General features: G+C 62.2%; 20 protein-coding genes. 8 read left to right on the top strand and 12 right to left on the bottom strand.

What is annotated here, in order from left to right; genetic code table 11:
- Positions 1–9 precede the first annotated feature (9 nt).
- Positions 10–1386: a NorM family multidrug efflux MATE transporter gene (locus VRB54_RS23560; protein ID WP_338478946.1), complete on the bottom strand. Its 1377-nt coding sequence runs from the start codon at positions 1384–1386 to the stop codon at positions 10–12.
- Positions 1387–1615: 229 nt separating this feature from the next.
- Between VRB54_RS23560 and VRB54_RS23555 the strand changes: the two genes are divergently transcribed.
- Entirely contained in the window at positions 1616–3592 is a 1977-nt protein-coding gene (locus tag VRB54_RS23555; protein WP_338478945.1) for a methyl-accepting chemotaxis protein, read from the top strand.
- A 40-nt stretch (positions 3593–3632) separates the two neighbouring features.
- Here VRB54_RS23555 and VRB54_RS23550 read toward each other — a convergent pair whose 3' ends face one another.
- Positions 3633–5129: a YifB family Mg chelatase-like AAA ATPase gene (locus VRB54_RS23550; RefSeq protein WP_338478944.1), complete on the bottom strand. Its 1497-nt coding sequence runs from the start codon at positions 5127–5129 to the stop codon at positions 3633–3635.
- A 216-nt stretch (positions 5130–5345) separates the two neighbouring features.
- Entirely contained in the window at positions 5346–5609 is a 264-nt protein-coding gene (locus VRB54_RS23545; protein ID WP_338478943.1) for an accessory factor UbiK family protein, read from the bottom strand.
- 423 nt (positions 5610–6032) lie between these two features.
- Here VRB54_RS23545 and glnK point away from each other — a divergent pair, with 423 nt between their 5' ends.
- From glnK to sutA, 4 genes are all read left to right on the top strand, one after another.
- Positions 6033–6371, top strand: a complete 339-nt coding sequence (gene glnK, locus VRB54_RS23540) for a P-II family nitrogen regulator (protein WP_002555808.1) — start codon at positions 6033–6035, stop codon at positions 6369–6371.
- Between the two features lie 34 nt (positions 6372–6405).
- Positions 6406–7743: an ammonium transporter gene (locus VRB54_RS23535; RefSeq protein WP_057006380.1), complete on the top strand. Its 1338-nt coding sequence runs from the start codon at positions 6406–6408 to the stop codon at positions 7741–7743.
- A 210-nt stretch (positions 7744–7953) separates the two neighbouring features.
- A complete protein-coding gene (locus VRB54_RS23530) occupies positions 7954–8379 on the top strand; it encodes a secondary thiamine-phosphate synthase enzyme YjbQ (protein WP_338478942.1) in 426 nt (141 codons plus the stop codon).
- 101 nt (positions 8380–8480) lie between these two features.
- A complete protein-coding gene (gene sutA / locus VRB54_RS23525; RefSeq protein WP_338478941.1) occupies positions 8481–8819 on the top strand; it encodes a transcriptional regulator SutA in 339 nt (112 codons plus the stop codon).
- 143 nt (positions 8820–8962) lie between these two features.
- On the opposite strand, the gene VRB54_RS23520 is transcribed toward sutA, so the two are convergent.
- From VRB54_RS23520 to lptM, 6 genes are read right to left on the bottom strand one after another with little or no spacing between them, the layout of a single operon-like run.
- Entirely contained in the window at positions 8963–9658 is a 696-nt protein-coding gene (locus VRB54_RS23520) for an HAD-IA family hydrolase (protein ID WP_338478940.1), read from the bottom strand.
- Positions 9655–10554 carry a tyrosine recombinase XerC gene (gene xerC / locus VRB54_RS23515; protein WP_338478939.1) on the bottom strand — a complete coding sequence of 300 codons (900 nt, stop codon included), beginning with the start codon at positions 10552–10554 and terminating at the stop codon, positions 9655–9657. Before xerC ends, VRB54_RS23520 begins: the two co-directional genes overlap by 4 nt.
- 2 nt (positions 10555–10556) lie before the next feature.
- Positions 10557–11273 carry a DUF484 family protein gene (locus VRB54_RS23510; RefSeq protein ID WP_057006385.1) on the bottom strand — a complete coding sequence of 239 codons (717 nt, stop codon included), beginning with the start codon at positions 11271–11273 and terminating at the stop codon, positions 10557–10559.
- A 13-nt stretch (positions 11274–11286) separates the two neighbouring features.
- Positions 11287–12117 carry a diaminopimelate epimerase gene (dapF, locus tag VRB54_RS23505; RefSeq protein ID WP_338478938.1) on the bottom strand — a complete coding sequence of 277 codons (831 nt, stop codon included), beginning with the start codon at positions 12115–12117 and terminating at the stop codon, positions 11287–11289.
- A 3-nt stretch (positions 12118–12120) separates the two neighbouring features.
- Entirely contained in the window at positions 12121–13368 is a 1248-nt protein-coding gene (gene lysA / locus VRB54_RS23500; RefSeq protein WP_231422795.1) for a diaminopimelate decarboxylase, read from the bottom strand.
- A gap of 9 nt (positions 13369–13377) precedes the next feature.
- A complete protein-coding gene (lptM, locus tag VRB54_RS23495; RefSeq protein WP_003195417.1) occupies positions 13378–13545 on the bottom strand; it encodes an LPS translocon maturation chaperone LptM in 168 nt (55 codons plus the stop codon).
- A 238-nt stretch (positions 13546–13783) separates the two neighbouring features.
- Here lptM and cyaY point away from each other — a divergent pair, with 238 nt between their 5' ends.
- From cyaY to rnk, 3 genes are all read left to right on the top strand, one after another.
- A complete protein-coding gene (gene cyaY, locus VRB54_RS23490) occupies positions 13784–14116 on the top strand; it encodes an iron donor protein CyaY (RefSeq protein WP_003231561.1) in 333 nt (110 codons plus the stop codon).
- A gap of 2 nt (positions 14117–14118) precedes the next feature.
- Positions 14119–14337, top strand: coding sequence for a DUF1289 domain-containing protein (locus VRB54_RS23485; protein ID WP_338478937.1), 219 nt, complete (start codon positions 14119–14121; stop codon positions 14335–14337).
- A gap of 128 nt (positions 14338–14465) precedes the next feature.
- Positions 14466–14879 carry a nucleoside diphosphate kinase regulator gene (gene rnk / locus VRB54_RS23480; RefSeq protein WP_003231557.1) on the top strand — a complete coding sequence of 138 codons (414 nt, stop codon included), beginning with the start codon at positions 14466–14468 and terminating at the stop codon, positions 14877–14879.
- Here the strand turns inward: rnk and VRB54_RS23475 are convergent.
- The 3 genes from VRB54_RS23475 to VRB54_RS23465 all read right to left on the bottom strand — a co-directional run bounded on the left by VRB54_RS23475 (position 14876) and on the right by VRB54_RS23465 (position 18516).
- Positions 14876–17716, bottom strand: a complete 2841-nt coding sequence (locus tag VRB54_RS23475; protein WP_338478936.1) for a class I adenylate cyclase — start codon at positions 17714–17716, stop codon at positions 14876–14878. The two genes, rnk and VRB54_RS23475, sit on opposite strands and share 4 nt — an antisense overlap.
- A gap of 169 nt (positions 17717–17885) precedes the next feature.
- The gene (locus VRB54_RS23470) at positions 17886–18137 is read right to left on the bottom strand and encodes a TIGR02647 family protein (RefSeq protein ID WP_003231553.1); all 252 of its coding nucleotides are present in this window, start codon (positions 18135–18137) and stop codon (positions 17886–17888) included.
- 94 nt (positions 18138–18231) lie between these two features.
- Positions 18232–18516, bottom strand: a complete 285-nt coding sequence (locus tag VRB54_RS23465) for a hypothetical protein (RefSeq protein ID WP_338478935.1) — start codon at positions 18514–18516, stop codon at positions 18232–18234.
- Positions 18517–18636: the final 120 nt, after the last annotated feature.

Raw genomic sequence — 18636 nt, 5'->3', positions numbered from 1 at the left:
CCCACCGTTTTAATCAGGCAGTGCCTCCTGCCGAATCATCCGCTTGATCTTCGCTTCAAACGCCCAGGTCAGGCTCACCGCAGCACACGCCAATCCCAGCGCCAGCCCCCACCACACCCCTGTGGGCCCCCAGCCAAAGGTGAACGCCATCAACCACGCCGCCGGCGCGCCGATCAGCCAGTAGCACCCGAGCCCCACCAGAAAGGTGGTCTTGGCGTCCTTGAGCCCACGGATGCAGCCCATGGCGATGGTCTGCACACCGTCGAACAGTTCGAACCAGGCCGCCACGGCCAGTAGGCTGACGGCCAGCACGATCACATCGTGGAACGCCGGGTCATTGTGGTCGAGAAACAGCCCGATCAGCGGGTCGGAATACAGCCACAATACCCCGGCAAATCCCAGCATCACCACGCCGCCAAAGCCCATGCCCACGCGTCCGGCCGTACGCACCTTCAGCAATTGCCCGGCGCCGTAGTGCTGGCCGATGCGCATGGTCACCGCGTAGGACATACCCGCCGGCACCATGAACGCCACCGAGACGATCTGCAGGGCAATCTGATGCGCCGCCAACTGCGTGCTGCCCATGGTGCCCATGCACAGCGCCGCAAAGGCGAACAGCCCGACCTCCACCGCATAGGTGCCGCCAATCGGCAGGCCCAGGCGCCATAGCTCGCGCAGGTAGTGGGTATTGAGGCGCAGCAGGCCGGTGCTCAGCGGGTAGGCGGCATAGACGCGGTTGCTGCGGATGTACGCCATCAGGGCCAGCGCCATGCCATTGGCGACAATGGCAGTCACCAGGCCGATGCCCATCAGGCCGAGCTTGGGCAGGCCGAACATGCCTTCGATCAATGCATGGTTGAGCAGGTAGTTGACCACCGTGCCGCCCAGGCTGATCACCATCACCGGCGTTGCCTTGCCGATGGCGCTGGTGAAGCCGCGCAAGGCCATGAAGCTCAGGTAGCCGGGCAGGGCGAGCGGCAGCAGGGTCAGGAACTGCCCCGCCGAATTCACGTTGGTTTCGGTCTGACCGAACATCAGCAGCACCGGCTTGAGGTTCCACAGCAGCAAGGCCGCCGCCAACGCCATCAACCAGGCCAGCCACAGCCCGGCCTGGGTCAGGCGGGTGGCGCCTTCGATATCCCCTGCACCATGACGAATGGCAACCAGCGTGCCCACCGCTGCAATCACGCCAATGCAGAAAATCGCCACGAACGAATAAGTCGCCGCGCCCAGGCCGCCACCGGCCAGGGCTTCAGGGCTCAGGCGGGCCATCATCAACGTGTCGGTCAGCACCATCAGCATGTGCGCCAACTGTGAGGCGATCAATGGCCCTGACAGCCGCAGAATGGCCCAGAGTTCGGTACGTGCCGCAGGTTGCATGATCATCACACTCGACAAGGCGCAAGGATGGGGAAGGGGGATTCTCGGTGCTTTGCGCGCAATTGTAAAAAGAGATGAATGCAATCGTTTGCGTAATGCCCCCTTGATTCTCTCAAGTATTGGCAAACCCCGCCGAAGTAGGTGTGTCGGACCTTCACCCCGACGTTTCCCACTAGATAATTTGCCGAGCATCGCTATGAGATCAGGATGATCCTGGCCTCGGTCAGGAGCTGTCATGTCTCAACCTCGCGCCCGGATTGCCTCACAGTTAGGCCTCGCATTGGCCGTGATTCTGGCTGTCGCCATCGGCGGCAGTACCGTTTTCGCCTTGCGTTCTCTCGACTCCGCCAACCTTGCCACCCGCGAGGAGCATCTGGCCAGTGAGGCGCGATTGCTCGCCGATCAGCTCAATACCTTCCACAGCACCTTGCGCGAGAGCACGCAGCGCCTCACCGGCCTGTTTGAAAAGCGCTTCAGCGCCGGGTTGAGCGTGCGCGCCGATCAGATGATCGCCGTGGGCGGCGTGCAGACCCCGAGCCTGTTGCTGGGCAGCGATGTGCTCAACAACAACTTCACGGAAGTGGATGAGTTCAAGCAGATGTCCGGCGGTGTGGCCACGGTATTCGTGCGCAGCGGCGACGACTTCATCCGCGTCAGCACCTCCCTGACCAAGCAGGACGGCAGCCGCGCCATCGGCACCGTGCTGGACCGCCAGGGTCCGGCCTATCAGCGCGTGCTCAATGGCCAGGTCTATATCGGCCGCGCCGTGTTGTTCGACCGCTCCTACATGACCCAGTACAGCCCGGTACGCGACAGCAGCGGCAAGGTCATCGCCGTGCTGTTCATCGGCTTTGACTACACCGACGCGCAGGCCGCGCAGTTCGAAAACCTCAAGCGCTTCCGCATCGGTCAGACCGGCTCCCTTGCCCTGTTGGATGAACAGAAGCACTGGCTGGTGCCGCCCGCTGGCGTGCAGGCGCCGGATCAAGCGGTGCCGGTGATGCTGGACCTGGCGAAAAAGCCTGGCTCAGGCCGCTTCTGGAGTGACAAGAACGAAGATTTCTACAGCGTGTCGGTGCCCTTCGAAGGTGGCCCCTGGGCCGTGGTGGCAAGCATGCCGAAGGCCGAAATTCGTGCCGTGACCTGGGACGTCGGCATGCGGCTGGTGATTGGCAGTGTACTGGCGATGTTGCTGGCGGTGGGCGCGATCGTGTGGCTGTTGCGCAGCAAACTGGCGCCCCTGAGCGACCTGGTGCGCCAGGCCGAAGCCTTGGGCGCGGGCGATTTGAGCGCACGCCTCAATGTCTCCAGCCATGACGAGATCGGCCAGTTGGCGCGTAGCTTCAACCAGATGGGTGAAGCGTTGTCGACCATGGTGTCGCAGATCCGCAAGGCGGCCGAAGAGGTCAACAGCCGTGCCGAGGCGTTGTCCGGGTTGTCGGGTGGTGCCTATGAAGGCATGGAGCAGCAGTCCGGTGAGATCACCAGCATGGCTGGCGCGGTGGAAGAGTTCAGCGCCACCTCCCTGAACATCGCCGACAACATGGGCAACACCGAGCGCCTCGCTCAGGAAAACGCCCAGCAAACCCGCATCGGCCGTACCTCGATGCAAGAGGCGTCGTCGTCTCTGGAACATATCGCCACCGCCCTGAACAGCACCGCCACGGTGATCAATACCCTTGGCCAGCGCTCCCAGGAAATCGGCGGCATTGTCGGTGTGATCACTGCCATCGCCGAACAGACCAACCTGCTGGCGCTCAACGCGGCCATCGAAGCCGCCCGCGCCGGTGAGCAAGGTCGTGGCTTCGCCGTGGTCGCCGACGAAGTGCGCAACCTGGCCTCGCGAACCCGCCAGGCCACCGATGAAATTTCCGTGATGATCCAGAGCATCCAGCAGGAAACCGGCAACGCCATCAGCACCATGGAACAGGGCAATGTCCTGATGCAGGAAGGCCTGTCGCGCAACGCCGACGTGGCCTCGGCCCTGGCGCGTATCGACGAGCAAAGCCGCTCGGCCGGTCAGCAGTTTGCCGCCATTACCACGGCTACCCAGGAACAGAGCAGCACTGCAACTCTGCTCAGCAGCAACCTGCAGAGCATTGCGATGGCCAACAGCGAGCAGCGGGAAGTGGTGTCGAACCTGGCGATTACCGCCAAGGAGCTGGAGACGTTGGCGGCGGGCTTGCGTCATGAGGTAGACCGGTTCCGCTAAGACCTTACAGACACAATCACAGTTGAGCCTGCGCCAAGGCTCAAGTGAGTGCCGCCGGGCGGTATTGCAGTGCCTCTTGCAGATGGTGGCGCGCGATGGCGTCTTGTTGTTCAAGGTCCGCCAGCGTGCGCGCCACCTTGAGCAGCCGGTGTGCCGCACGCAGGGACAACGTCAGCCGTTCGCAGGCCGTCTCCAGCCAGCGCTCGTCGACCTTTGCCAGCGTGCAATGTTCGCGCAATCCCGGCAGGTCCAGAAAGGCATTTGCACACCCCTGGCGTTGCTGTTGACGCTCGCGCGCCTCGGCAACGCGCGCCGAGGCGTTGGCTGTTGTGTCACCCTCGTTTTGAATGGGATTGAGCGCGGTGGTCTCCCGTGCCACGGTCAGGTGCAGGTCAATCCGGTCCAGCAACGGTCCGGAGAGCTTGTTGCGATAGCGCTGAACCTGTTCCGGCGTACAGCGACAGCGACCACTGGGCTCGCCCATGTACCCGCAAGGGCACGGGTTCATCGCGGCCACCAGTTGAAAGCGCGCGGGGAAACTCACGCGGTCACGGGCGCGGGAGATCACGATGTGCCCTGACTCCAGGGGTTCGCGCAGCACCTCCAGCACCTTGCGGTCAAACTCCGGCAATTCATCGAGGAACAGCACGCCATGGTGCGCCAGGGTGATTTCCCCCGGTTGCGGCTTCGATCCCCCGCCCACCAGGGCCGGGCCGGATGCGGAGTGATGCGGCTGGCGAAACGGCCGATGCGGCCAGTGGCTCAAGGGCGCCAGGCTGACGACCGATTGAATCGCCGCGACTTCCAGCGCCTCCTGCTCACTCAGCGGGGGCAGCAGGCCTGGCAGGCGGCTGGCGAGCAGGGTCTTGCCGGTGCCGGGAGGGCCGCTGAGCAGCAGGTTATGCGCGCCCGCCGCTGCGATCAGCAGGGCGCGCTTGGCCGAGAGCTGGCCCTGCACTTCGCTCAGGTCCGGATACGGCTTGTTCAAGTACTGCAAGCCGTCTGACTTGTAAGGCTCAATCGGCACATGCCCATTCAGGTGCGCGACCACCTGTAGCAGGTGATCCACCGCTATGACCTTCAAGCCCGACGCCAGGCACGCCTCCTCGGCATTCGCCCGCGGCACTATCACGGTGCGCCCGGCCTTGCGCGCGGCCAGCGCCGCCGGCAGCACGCCTTTGACGGCGCGCACCTCGCCGGACAACGCCAATTCCCCGAGACACTCCACGTCATCGAGCATCAACGCCGGCACCTGCACACTGGCCGCCAGAATGCCCAGCGCAATCGCCAAATCAAAACGCCCGCCGTCCTTGGGCAGGTCGGCGGGCGCGAGGTTGAGGGTGATGCGGCGCGACGGGTATTGCAGGGCCGAATTGAGAATGGCGCTGCGTACGCGGTCCTTGCTTTCCTTGACGGCGGTTTCGGGCAACCCCACCAGCGTCAGGGACGGCAAACCATTGGCCATATGCACCTCGACAGTGACGGCGGGCGCTTCGACGCCAACCTGGGCGCGGCTGTGGACGATGGCGAGGGACATGCGCGTTCCTTGAAATGGAGGGCCGCTTTGTGCGGGTTTTTCAAGGGTAGACGAGGCTGGACAGAGCGACGCTAGGAGGTTTTTACAGAACGTATCCGGTGCACGACACAGGATAAATGTGGGAGGGGGCTTGCTCCCGATGGCAGTATGTCAGACGTATATGTGGTGTCTGACACACCGATATCGGGAGCAAGCCCCCTCCCATAATTTCCGCGTTTATTCAGCGACAGGGGGTGTCAGCCGTGCTTCCAGCTCCGCGACTTTGGCCTCCAGGCTCTCCAACCGCGCACGCGTGCGGGCCAATACCACCATCTGGCTGTCAAATTCTTCGCGGCTTACCAGGTCGAGTTTGCTGAAGCCACTTTGCAGCAACGCCTTGAACTGGCTTTCAATTTCATTGCGGGGCAGCGGGGTGTCGCCGCTGAACAGGCGAGAGGCATGGCCGCTCAGGGCGTCGAGGAAGTCTTTGGGCGCGAGCATGGGAAATATTCCGGAATAACTGTTGGCCGGCAGTGTATCACGCAGCGTCTATAGTCTTTTTCAAACGCGCCGACGCACGCTTTTCGCGCATCGGGCCGAGAGACCGCGCACTGTTTTTGTGCGCATTACCACCACCAAACTCCCGTGCGCTGCGGCATAAATGGGCAAACGGCTGATTTCACTGGTTTTTATGGAGCTGGCAAGGTTTCTGCTTAGTCGATCATGACCCATGCACTGATGCAGTCGCTGTGACGAATGCAGTGCGCCGATGGATCAGGGGTACAGGTTTCGTCACCAGTGGTTCGCTTGCGTTGCAACGGTGAATGCCGAGGCAACGATGCGTTACAAAGCCAGGCACTGCGCTTAGACTTGAGTCGGGTTTGTTTTCCTGGTGCAAGTCCACCAATTCGGGAGAGAGTTTTCATGAAGCTAGTCACTGCCATCATCAAGCCGTTCAAGTTGGACGATGTACGCGAGTCATTGTCCGAGATCGGCGTGCAGGGCATTACCGTTACTGAGGTCAAAGGCTTCGGTCGGCAGAAGGGTCACACCGAGCTGTATCGCGGTGCGGAATACGTGGTGGATTTCCTGCCGAAGGTGAAGATTGATGTCGCCATTGACGACAAGGATCTTGACCGGGTTATCGAAGCGATAACCAAGGCCGCCAACACCGGCAAGATCGGTGACGGCAAGATCTTCGTGGTCAATCTGGAACAGGCTATTCGCATCCGTACCGGCGAAACCGATACCGACGCAATCTAAGCCGCCAAACCCCAACGCCCCAGGAGAAAACAATATGACTCTGCGTAAACTCGCAGGGCTCGGAGCCCTGTTGTCCATCGTAATGCCAAGCCTGGCCATGGCGGCAGACGAAGTGGCGGCTCCAGTCCTCAACTCCGGCGACACCGCCTGGATGCTGACCGCCACCGCCCTGGTGCTGTTCATGACCATTCCGGGCCTGGCGCTGTTCTACGGCGGCATGGTCCGCTCCAAAAATATTCTGTCGGTGATGATGCAGTGCTTTGCCATCACTGGCCTGATCAGCATCCTTTGGGTCGTCTACGGCTACAGCATCGCGTTCGATACCACCGGTATGGAACAGGGCGTGGTCAACTTCAACTCCTTCTTCGGCGGCATGGGCAAGGCGTTCCTGGCAGGCGTGACCCCGGCCAGCATCACCGGGCCTGCGGCGCTGTTCCCTGAAGCGGTGTTCATCACCTTCCAGATGACGTTCGCCATCATCACCCCCGCGCTGATCGTCGGTGCATTCGCCGAGCGCATGAAATTCTCCGCGATGCTGATCTTCATGGCCATCTGGTTCACCCTGGTTTATGCGCCGATCGCGCACATGGTCTGGAGCGGTAATGGTGGCCTGCTGTGGGACTGGGGCGTGCTGGACTTCGCCGGCGGCACCGTGGTGCACATCAACGCCGGTGTGGCTGGCCTGGTGGCGTGCATCGTGCTCGGCAAGCGTAAAGGTTTCCCGACCACACCAATGGCTCCGCACAACCTGGGTTACACCCTGGTGGGCGCCGCGATGCTGTGGATCGGCTGGTTCGGTTTCAACGCCGGTTCTGCGGCTGCGGCCAATGGCACCGCCGGCATGGCGATGCTGGTGACCCAGATCGCTACCGCTGCGGCGGCGCTGGGCTGGATGTTCGCCGAGTGGATCGCGCACGGTAAGCCAAGCGCACTGGGCATTGCCTCGGGTGTTGTGGCCGGTCTGGTTGCCGTTACGCCGGCTGCCGGTACCGTGGGCCCGATGGGCGCGCTGATTATCGGCCTGGCGGCCGGTGTGATCTGCTTCTTCTGCGCCACCACGCTCAAGCGCAAGCTGGGCTACGACGACTCCCTGGACGCCTTCGGCGTGCACGGTATCGGCGGTATCGTTGGTGCGATCCTCACCGGTGTATTCGCAGCCCCTGCATTGGGCGGCTTCGGTACCGTGACCGACATCGCAGCGCAGGTCTGGATCCAGTGCAAAGGCGTCGGTTTTACCGTGATCTACACAGCCATTGTGACCTTCGTTATCCTCAAGGTACTCGATATGGTCATGGGCCTGCGGGTTACCGAAGAAGAAGAGGCGGTTGGCCTCGACCTGGCGCAACATAACGAGCGTGGTTACAACTTGTAAGCATGCGAAAAAAACTGCCCGGCTTGCCGGGCATTTTTTTGTCTGGCGTTTGTCAGTCATAACACGCTGTACCGGTTTTTGCGCCGAGTTTGTAATGGGGCGCGCTCGGTGCTTTCAAGGGTGCGAAAGTCTTACAGGCATGTAGGCGTATTCGGCACTTTGTTTTTTCCCAGAGCGCGCTAGAATGCGCGCCGATGGGCGGAGAACTGTATGTGGCAACAGACCCTGATTACCCTGCGGGCCAAGCCTCGGGGCTTTCACCTGGTGACCGACGAGCTGCTTGCCGGCTTGCCTGAGCTGAAGTCGTGTCGCGTGGGCCTGTTGCATCTGTGGCTGCAGCACACCTCGGCCTCGTTGACGGTCAACGAGAATGCCGACCCGGCGGTACGTCGTGACTTCGAACGGTTTTTCAACTCGCTGGTGCCGCAAGGTCGTCCAGGGTTCGAACACAATGACGAAGGACCGGATGATCTGCCTGCGCACTTCAAGGCCAGTCTGCTGGGCTGCCAGTTGAGTCTGCCGGTAAGCGCCGGCCGCTTGGCGATGGGGACCTGGCAAGGTGTTTATCTGGGCGAGCACCGTGATCATGGCGGTGCTCGAAAAGTCCTCGCCACGTTGTACGGTGACGAGGCTTAAGCCACTGGTTATCCGGTGGATGTGATTTTTTTCCGGCAACCTCGACAGAGGATAAAGCTGGGCTATAACTAATCTGCTTTTCGCAAGTCATGAGGTAGAACATGAGCGACGATGATCTGGAACAAGACGACCTCGAAGTAGGTGATGAAGACGACACCGAAGAAGGTCTTGAAGCAGCGGCTGAAGACGTTGCCGACGAGGCCGATGATGGCGGTGGCGAAGGCGATGATGCCGCGCCCAAAGCCAAGGGTAAAGCCAAGGCTGCCGTGTCGGTAGACGAGTTGCCGAGCGTTGAAGCCAAGAACAAAGAGCGCGATGCCCTGGCCCGTGCGATGGAAGAGTTCCTCGCCAAAGGCGGCAAAGTGGTCGAGGTCGAACCCAATGTCGTAGCGGATCCGCCGAAAAAGCCGGATAACAAGTACGGCAGCCGACCTATCTGAGGTCAGCTACCTGCCTGCAGGAAAAAGCCCGCCGTCGCTGCGGGCTTTTTCATGGCTGACGCAAATTTATAAATCAACACAAGGCAATGTGGGAGGGAACAAGCCCCCTCCCACAATTGATACTCAGTGTTGCAGCAAGCGCGTTACTTCCAGCCTGACAGCAACCCCGGCAACTGCGTCAGGCTGCGAATCTCGGCATCCGGGTGCTTGTCCGCCTCCCACGCCTTGCCCGTCGGGTTGAACCACACCGCACGCAACCCGGCCTGCTGCGCGCCGGCAATATCATCCCCGGGATGATCGCCCACATGCACCGCCTCACTGGCATCCACGCCGCCACGTTGCAGCGCTTCCTCAAACAATCGCGAGTCCGGCTTGGCGATGCCGATGTCTTCGGCGCGCAGCGCAAAGTGAAAATAATCCGCCAGGCCCACACGCTGCACGTCGGCGTTGCCGTTGGTGATTACGCCGAGCAGGAAGTGCTGGCGCAGCGCCTTGAGCATCGGCTCAGCGTCGGGGAATACGGTGAGCTGATGCCGCGCGTGAATGAACGCCTCGTAGCAGACGTCGGCCATTTGCGTGGCTTCAGGCTGCGGGTAGCCCGCTTCCTCGAAGGCCAGCATCAGCACGCGGTGGCGCAGCACGCTGATACGGTGTTTGAGCTCCGGATGGCGCTGCAACACTTGCTGGCGCAGGCTGGCGAAATGCTCCAAGGGCAGGTCGCCGACTTTGGATGCATTGAGCGCCAGCCATTCGCGCATCGACGCTTCGGCGCTGATGATGACGGGTACGTTGTCCCAGAGCGTGTCGTCCAGGTCGAAGGTGATCAGCTTGATACTCATGAGTCGCCGCCCTTGATGCGTTTGGCCCGTGGATGGGCGCTGTCGTACACCGTTGCCAGGTGTTGGAAGTCCAGGTGGGTGTAGATCTGCGTGGTCTTGATGTCGGCGTGGCCGAGCAGTTCCTGGACCGCGCGCAGGTCCTGGGAGGATTCGAGAAGATGGCTGGCAAAAGAGTGCCGCAGCATGTGCGGGTGCAGGTTCTGCCCCAGCTCACGCTCGCCCGCCGCCTTGACCCGAACCTGGATGGCTCGCGGCCCCAGTCGCCGGCCTTGCTGGCTGATGAATACTGCGTTGTCCACCGGATTGGCCAGCGCCCGCAACGGCAACCACAGTTGCAGGGCCTCGCGGGCCTTTCTACCGACCGGCAGGACGCGGGTCTTGCTGCCTTTGCCCAGTACCTGCACCAGACCATCCGCGAGGTCCAACTGGTCGAGGTTCAGGCCGGTCAGCTCCGAGAGGCGCAGGCCCGAGGAGTAGAACAGCTCCAGAATCGCCTGATCGCGATGAGCGAGGAAATCATCCTCCACCGCACCATCGAGCAATTGCAGGGCGCGGTCCGTGTCGAGGGTCTTGGGCAGGCGCCGTTCGCCCTTGGGCGGCGACAGGCCATTGGCCGGGTCGTGGTCGCACAAGCCTTCGCGGTTCAGGTAATGGTAAAGGCCGCGCACCGCCGACAGCAGGCGCGACAGGCTGCGCGACGACTGGCCTTGCTGGTGCAGCCTGGCGATCAGGCTGCGCAGGGCCTGGATGTCCAGGGCTTTCCAACTGGTGACGTGCTGCTTTTCGCACCAGGCCAACACCTTGTTCAAGTCGCGCCGGTAGGCTTCCAGGGTGTGCGGCGACACCTGGCGCTCGTTGCGCAGGTGCGCGCAATAAGCGTCCAGTTGCCCTTGCATGGCTAGCGCACCGCGCGCAGGGCGGTGGTGTAGCGCGGCAACACGCGGCCCAGCACTTCGGCGATGTAGGTCAGAAACAGCGTGCCCACCGAACTCTTGTAGTGCTGCGGGTCACGACTGGCGATGGCCAGTACGCCGTGCAGGCCCTGGTGACTGAGGGCGACCACGGCGGTGGAGCCGATCTGCTTGCGCTGTTCGGCACCGAACAGAAAGTCCAACTCGTGTTCACGCAAGGTGCCGCTGATGCTCTTGCCTTCGGACAACAGGCCGCCGATGGCGGTCTGTGCGTCGCTGCCGCTGACCCAGCGCCCTACCGGCATCGGGTTCTCGCTGAACAGGATCAGGCTGACAAAAGGCACCTGGAAGTCCTCACGCAGGCTGTCCTCGACGGCCATTACCGTTTCTTCCAGGCTGGCGGCGTCCATCAGGGTCAGGATCAGGCGGCGGGTCTTGTCGAACAGGCGATCATTATCACGGGCCACGTCCATCAGGTGCGAGAGCCGATGGCGCATTTCGATGTTGCGCTCGCGCAGGATCTTCATCTGCCGCTCCACCAGCGACACGGTATCGCCGCGCTGGTGCGGAATACGAAGGGCCGGCAGCAGCTCTTCGTGTTCGACGAAGAAGTCTGGATTAGCCTCAAGGTACGCCGCGACTGCAGCGGCCTCCAGACTTTCGCTCGGGGTAGCGTGTGCGGGTACTCGAGGTTTATCGGTCATTGGCTTGGCTCACTCATAGACGGACTTGTCCTTCGTATACACGCGAGGCCGGCCCGGTCATCAGTACCGGGTGGCCCGGGCCTGCCCATTCGATGGACAGGCGTCCACCGGGCAGGTCGATCAGCAGCGGCGAATCCATCCAGCCCTGGCTGATCGCGGCCACGGCGGCGGCGCAGGCACCGGTGCCGCAGGCCTGTGTTTCGCCGACGCCGCGTTCCCACACACGCAGTTGCGCGCGGGAGCGGTCGATCACCTGCATGAAGCCCACGTTCACCCGCGCCGGAAAGCGCGGATGATGCTCGATCTTCGGCCCCAGTTCATGCACCGGCGCATTGTTGATGTCGTTGACCTGCAGCACCGCATGGGGATTGCCCATGGACACGGCGGCGATCTCGACGCTGTTGCCGTCCACATCCAGCGGGTAGCTTGCGGCCTGCGCGTCGGCCTGGAACGGGATGTCCGCCGGCACTAGGCGCGGCGCGCCCATGTTGACGCTGATCTGGCCGTCATTGCGGATATCCAGCTCGATCACCCCGCCCTTGGTCTCGACGCGGATCTGGCGCTTGGCGGTCAGGCGCTTGTCCAGCACAAAGCGCGCGAAGCAGCGGGCGCCGTTGCCGCACTGTTCCACTTCGGTGCCGTCGGCATTGAAGATCCGGTAGCGGAAATCCACCTCCGGGTTGCTCGGCGCCTCGACGATCAGCAACTGGTCGAAACCAATGCCGGTGTGCCGGTCGCCCCATTGTTTGGCGTGCTTGGGCAGGATGTGCGCGTGCTGGCTGACCAGGTCGAGGACCATGAAATCGTTACCCAGCCCGTGCATCTTGGTAAAACGCAGCAGCATGGCTTACTCCGGCAGCAGGCTTTCGCCAGCATACAACTCGGCTACCGTCTCGCGGCGACGCACTTCAAATGCTTGATCACCGTCCACCAGCACCTCGGCGGTACGCCCGCGCGTGTTGTAGTTGGAACTCATGACAAACCCATAGGCGCCGGCCGAATGAATGGCCAGCAAGTCGCCTTCGGCGAGCGCCAGTTGACGATCCTTGGCCAGGAAGTCGCCGGTCTCGCAGATCGGCCCGACGATATCGTAGGCGCGCGCTTCGCTGTCGCGAGGGGCCACGGCGGTGACGTTCATCCAGGCCTGGTACAGCGCCGGGCGGATCAGGTCGTTCATCGCCGCATCGACGATGGCGAAATCCTTGTGTTCGGTGTGCTTGAGGTACTCGACCTGAGTCAGCAGCACGCCGGCATTGGCGACGATGTAGCGGCCCGGCTCGAACAACAGCGCCAGGTCTCGGCCTTCGATACGCTCGCGCACAGCCTGGATGTAGTCGGCGATCAGCGGCGGCTCTTCGTCGCGATAACGCACGCCCACACCGCCACCGAGGTCGATATGGCGCAGGTAGATGCCGCAGTCGCCGAGGCGGTCGACCAGCGCCAGCAGGCGGTCGAGGGCATCGAGGAACGGTGGCAGGCTGGTCAGTTGCGAGCCGATGTGGCAGTCGACGCCCAGCACGTCCAGGTTCGGCAGTTGGGCGGCACGGATGTACACGTCTTCGGCGTCGGCAATGGCGATGCCGAACTTGTTCTCTTTGAGACCGGTGGAAATGTACGGGTGGGTGCCGGCATCGACGTCCGGGTTGACGCGCAGCGAGATCGGCGCGCGAACGCCGAGCTCGGCGGCCACTACCTGCAGGCGCTCCAGCTCGTCGGTGGATTCGACGTTGAAGCAGTGCACGCCTACTTCCAGGGCGCGGCGCATATCGTCGCGGCTCTTGCCGACACCGGAGAACACAATCTTGTCAGCCTGGCCGCCGGCGGCGAGCACGCGCTCCAGCTCGCCACGGGACACGATGTCGAAACCGGCGCCCAGACGCGCCAGGACATTGAGTACGCCCAGGTTGGAGTTGGCCTTGACTGCGTAGCACACCAGGTGCGGCACGCCGTTCAACGGGTCGGTGAAGGAGCGGTACTGCGCCTCGATGTGCGCACGCGAGTACACATAGGTCGGGGTGCCAAAGCGCTCGGCAATTGCCGACAACGCCACGCCTTCCGCGAACAGTTCACCGTCCCGGTAGTTAAAAGCGTCCATGGTGTTCCCTTAGTAAGTGTCGTGCTTGTGCGCTTTTGAAGGCTTCTGCGACGATTGCGCCTGTTCGTTGGGGTCCTTGCTGTCATCGGGCAGGTACAGCGGGCCTTTTTGTCCACAGGCACTAACGAGGCAAGCGACCGCGACGAGCGCAGCAAGGGAAGAGATCAGGCGCTTCATGGCGAAATCCTTGAATATGCATTAATTGCGCCCGAGTATACCGACCACCCGCCAGCTTGCCTATGCGCCGAAATACCCGTCCGGCGGGGGTTTGCCGACTCGTTCGGGAATAGAGCTACGCTGGCCGGTGATAATTCGTACCGTCATCGGTAATGAAATCGGTATCCGTTGCATTCACGCAGGCGCCTCCGTATCGTGCGGCGCTTGAGCAGAACCCGACACTTTTGAGGTTGCCACAATGAGTTTGACCGAAGCCCGTTTTCACGATCTGGTGGATTCGACCCAGCAGGCGCTGGAGGATATTTTCGACGACAGCGGCCTGGACGTGGACCTGGAAAACTCGGCCGGCGTGTTGACGGTCAAGTTCGAGAACGGCACTCAGTTGATCTTTAGCCGGCAGGAACCGTTGCGGCAGTTGTGGCTGGCGGCACGTTCCGGTGGTTTTCACTTCGACTACAACGAAGAAGACAACAACTGGCAGTGCGATACCAGCGATGAGCTGCTCAGCGAGATGCTGGCCCGTCTGGTTCTGGAACAATCCGGCGCCGAGCTGGATTTCGACGAGATTTGACCGTGAGCCAGCCTGCCCCCACGCGTCCGCCCAAGCCGCTGTTCAGTAATGTGAGTCCGGCGGTGCCGTCACCTTGTATCAGTTTGTGTCGCCTGGACGAGGAGAAAGTCTGCCGCGGCTGCTTCCGTCATGTGGAAGACATCCGCGAATGGCGCTCCGCCGACGATGCCCGGCGCCGCACGATCTGCGCCGAGGCCGAGCAGCGCCGGGCACTCGCCTGAGGTCGTCTTGTTTATTTGTGACGCTGTGGTAGTGTCCGGCTACGCCTCAACCCATCGAGGCCCGTGAGAACCCCGCCTTTCCTGGCGGGGTTTTGCTTTTTGTGCAGAAAAAGGAGTCTGCCTGAATCATGACCACCGCACCTTCCATCATCCTCACCCGTCTTGACGTGCAGCGTCTGGAGCAACTGATCGACCGCCTGGGCGACGAGTTTCCCGGTGTCGAAGCGTTGCAAGCCGAACTCGACCGCGCCGAAGAGGTGGTTGGCCACGATGAAGTGCCTGCGGGTGTCGTGACCATGAACTCCAGCGTGCATTGCCGCGAGCAAGGCAGCGGCAAGGATTACCACCTGACTCTGGTGTACCCGAAGCACGCGAATGCCGATGAAGGCAAGGTTTCGATCCTGGCGCCGGTCGGCAGCGCGCTGCTCGGCCTGCAGGTTGGCCAGCACATCGACTGGCCGGCGCCCGGCGGCAAGACCCTCAAGCTGGAGCTGCTCAACGTCGAAGGCCAGCCAAAGGACGGCGGCGCCTTTCCGCTTTAAATCTGGCTGAGCGCCTCGTTCAGCGACACTTCCAGTTCGGCCTTGTAGCGCAGGTACAGGTTGCTCGGACTTTGCACATCACCGAGCAGGCCGGACAGGTCGAGGTCGGTGATGTAGCAGCGGTAGCGCTCGGTTTCCCGGCGTTGCCCGACGATTTCCCGGGCGACCACGGTGAACAGCTGGTCGCCGAATTCCAGTTCGCAAAACTCCCGCTGATTGCAGTACAGGGTAATGCCCACCTGGCCTGGCGCCGCCCTGGCGATGATTGCCTGCACCTCATAAAAGGACTTGTTGGCCGGCGTCGAAGGCGCCGGACGCGGCTCGACCCCGCGCGCACGGTTGCTGCCCGAAGGCAGCAGTTGGTAATACAGGACGTGGACTGCGCCCTGCGGTTGCAGTGGATCCAGCGGCGATAACGCGTCACGCCGATAGATGATCGATTGCAGAAAACGCTGCAACGGCGCCAGCAGGCTCTGCTCGTCGTGAAACGGCAAGCGCTGTTGCCAGAGCGCGTTGAACTCATCCAGCACATACAGCTCGGCGAAGCCTTCATTGACCCGGTAGAACACCTGCACGCAATCGGCCAGGCCCATCGGCAGCAACAGCGCCAGGTCGTGATCTTCCAGGGCCATGGCATCCAAGTGCCACGGGCTGTAACTGGCCAGTTCTTCGCCGAGGTAGGCGATCAGCGCTTGCTGAGTCGGCAGCGACACATGGTTGGCCTGGCCAGGCGTCAATTCCATTACGTGGTAGTGCTGTTGTACCTGCAGCAGGTAACGGTGGTTGGATTGCCCCAGCATCAAGTGTTGCGCGGTGTCGAAAATCTCCTCCACGCGCTGGGCAATGAACGGCGCACGGTTGTGGCAGAAGCAGCGCACGCGCAGGCGCGGCAGATGATCGAGAGGCAACTGGTTGAGGTAGTCGCGCAGGCAATCGAGCAGCGCGTGGGGACCGTCGTAACGGCTGACCATCACCTCGTTCCAGCTGTTGAGGGTGACCTGGTCCAGGGTCAGTACCAGGTTGTCGCGCACGCCGGAGTAACTCAGGGAGTCGGTACGCTCGGTGGTCATCAGGATATTCAGGTCGCGGTGGTGCTTGAGCGGGTCGACGCCGACGTTGATCAGCAGCAACACCTCGTCGGGCACCGCCGAGCGCAGCAGGCGGGTTTCATCGACGCTGGGCAAGGGCAGGGGGAGGGTTTGCTGCAGGCTGCCCAGCAGGTTGAACAGTTCGAACTCGGTCATGTCGCTGGTGCCCGGGTGCAGGGCCAGGCGTGTGCTGCTGTCGATCACGCCGTTGCGGTGGCACCAGGTGAGCATTTCGAGCAGGTCGCGGCTGCGCTTGATCGGTGCAAAGTGCTCCCACTCCAGGGCGGTGAGGCTGCCGTTGTACAGGCCCCAGTGGTGTTGGTCGGGCTCCTTGCGGTTGGGCGACTGCACCAGCGTCAGCGTGTCTTCGGCCAAGTCCGGGGCAATGCCGGGGTTGATGAATTCGACCTTGCCGGCCTTGCGCTCGAACGCTGCGTACAAGCGCCGTCCCAGTACATTGAGGTCGCGCCGGTTGATCAGGCTGACGGTCTGTTCGGTGCGTGCGAACTGGGTCAGGAACCGGTAGCTGTAATTGAGCTCGTTGACCAGAGCGCGGCGCTCGGCCGCTACCTGGCGCACTTTCCACTGGCTGCGGCTGTCCAGCAGGGCCAGCTGGCGCGGGTCCCAGCCCCACTCATCGGCCAGGCGCTCGAGCAGCAAGCGTTGCCAACTGGCGGTGCGCTGGCCGGCGCTGAGCTTGCAGTTGACCTTCAGGTACAGCGCACGTCGCACCAGCTCCAGGCGCTCGGGTTCGTTGCGCGCGTTGAGGTATTCCTCGATACGGCGGTACACCACGATGTATGGATCCAGCTCATCCAGGTCCATACGGTCGGCGAACACGGCGCGTTTGAAGCGCAGGCTCAGGCAGTCCACGTTCGGGTGTTCGCTGGCGTAGACCTCGGTCAGCAACAGCTTGAGCAGCGACTTGTAGGGGGACTCGATGCCTTTGAACAGTTGCCAGAGCCCGGCGCCAATGAATTCGCCCGGGGGAATGCGTGCCAGGTGGCCGAGGTCGAGGGTTTCATCGGCGCGGATAAAACGCTTGGAAATCAGCGTGTGGGTGAACTCGGCATATCGCGATTCTTCGTACACCGGCACCAGCCACCAGATCGGGGTGCGACCGGCCAGCCAGATGGCGGTGCGGTAGAACTCGTCCAGCAGCAGGTAGTGCTGAGTGGTGCCGCAATCGTCGGAACTCAGTTGCGTATCGCGCTCCCCCAGCACAAACCGCGTCGGCTCGATCAGGAAGAAATGCGCCTCGGCGCCCAGGGTCAGCGCCCAGGCCTCCAGCAACTGGCATTTTTTACGCAGTTCGGCCAGTTCGGTGTCGCCAAGGTCTGCGGCATGACACACCCACACGTCCATGTCGCTCTGGTCCGCCTGGGCCAGAGTGCCCAGGCTGCCCATCAGAAACAGGCCGTGGATCGGCCTGGGCTGGTTGCCGGGGCGCGGCTTGTAGGAGAACGAGCGGGTCAGCCGCTGGGCTTCGGCCAGGGCCTGGGCATCGGGTTCGAAATTCGACAGCCCGGCCGGCGTGCTGCCCGATACGTAGCCGGGCAACAGCGGATGGTTGACGTGGAAAAACAGTGGCAGCAGCGTCAATACGCTGTGCTGGCGCGGCGTCAGCCCTTCGACGGCACGGGCCATGCGACCTTCGTTGAGCGCCATGAAACGCCCACGCAGTTGGGCCAGCACCTTGCGGTCGATGCCCTCGTCCAAGTCAGGGCGTATTTCATGGGTGCGGGTCATGTCGAACTCGTTGGCTCGCAGAGCCCGACGCGGGCGGCCGTGTAGGAGTCTACAGTCAGATGCGCAGGAGTTTTAGAGGGGAGTGGTGTTTAGTGCCGGAATTTTTCGCTCACCCACAGTAACGCCCGCGGAATCCGCAGGCAGCGGACTCCATGGGCGGTATCAGGTGTCAGGCGGCTTCTTTTTGGGCGGTGCTCAGGATGGTCAGCAGCCCTTGGGCGTGTTCGGCAGCATCGCGACCAAGGCTGGTCAGATAGCCACCATCGGGCTGGGTAATCAGTTCTTTGTCAAACAGGCGCCTGGCGGCGGCAACGGCAGTGGGGGCGGCGGTCTGATGGACTTTCAGGCCTTCCTGGGAGCTGTCCAGGTTGAAGAGTGCAAGGATTTCCAGTTCGGCAACCAACTCAGGGGTATACGACATAAGGACTCCAGACGTTCTAAATTTATTAGAGGCTAGCAGGCCATAAGGTGAACGCACTTTGCCGAACTGTCCAGCGTGTTGCTGCGTGCCGGGGCTATTCCTTTTCCGGCGGCAGTTCAGGCAGCGCCCGCAACGCTGTTTCGTACCAGTCGGTATCGAAGGCGCGGTCTTCGTCGAGCATCGCGTCGATCTCGAACGCCAGCACATGGGCCATCAAATTCAGGATGTCTTCGCGCTCGTAACCCACCAGCGTCAGCTTGTTGAACACGGCTTTGGCAGCCGGCGGGTTGTCGCTTTCGATCTGGTTTTCGATCGCTTGGATCAGCGTGTTTTCAGTGAATTCTTCTTCGTCGCTGTCGATGTCGGTTGGCTCGCTCATGGCAGGCTCCTCAAGGAAAGGGCGCCAGTCTACCTCCATTCAGGTGGGTGATGCTGCTGGTCAGGCAGGTCGCGAGGATCTATAACGCTTGCAGCCAACCCCGCACACGGCCTGGAGGCT

This window comes from Pseudomonas trivialis (assembly GCF_036864995.1).
Classification (GTDB): Bacteria; Pseudomonadota; Gammaproteobacteria; order Pseudomonadales; family Pseudomonadaceae; genus Aquipseudomonas; species Aquipseudomonas trivialis.
The sequence above is the reverse complement of the archived record's forward strand: the minus strand, read 5'-3'. Positions and strand labels throughout refer to the sequence as shown.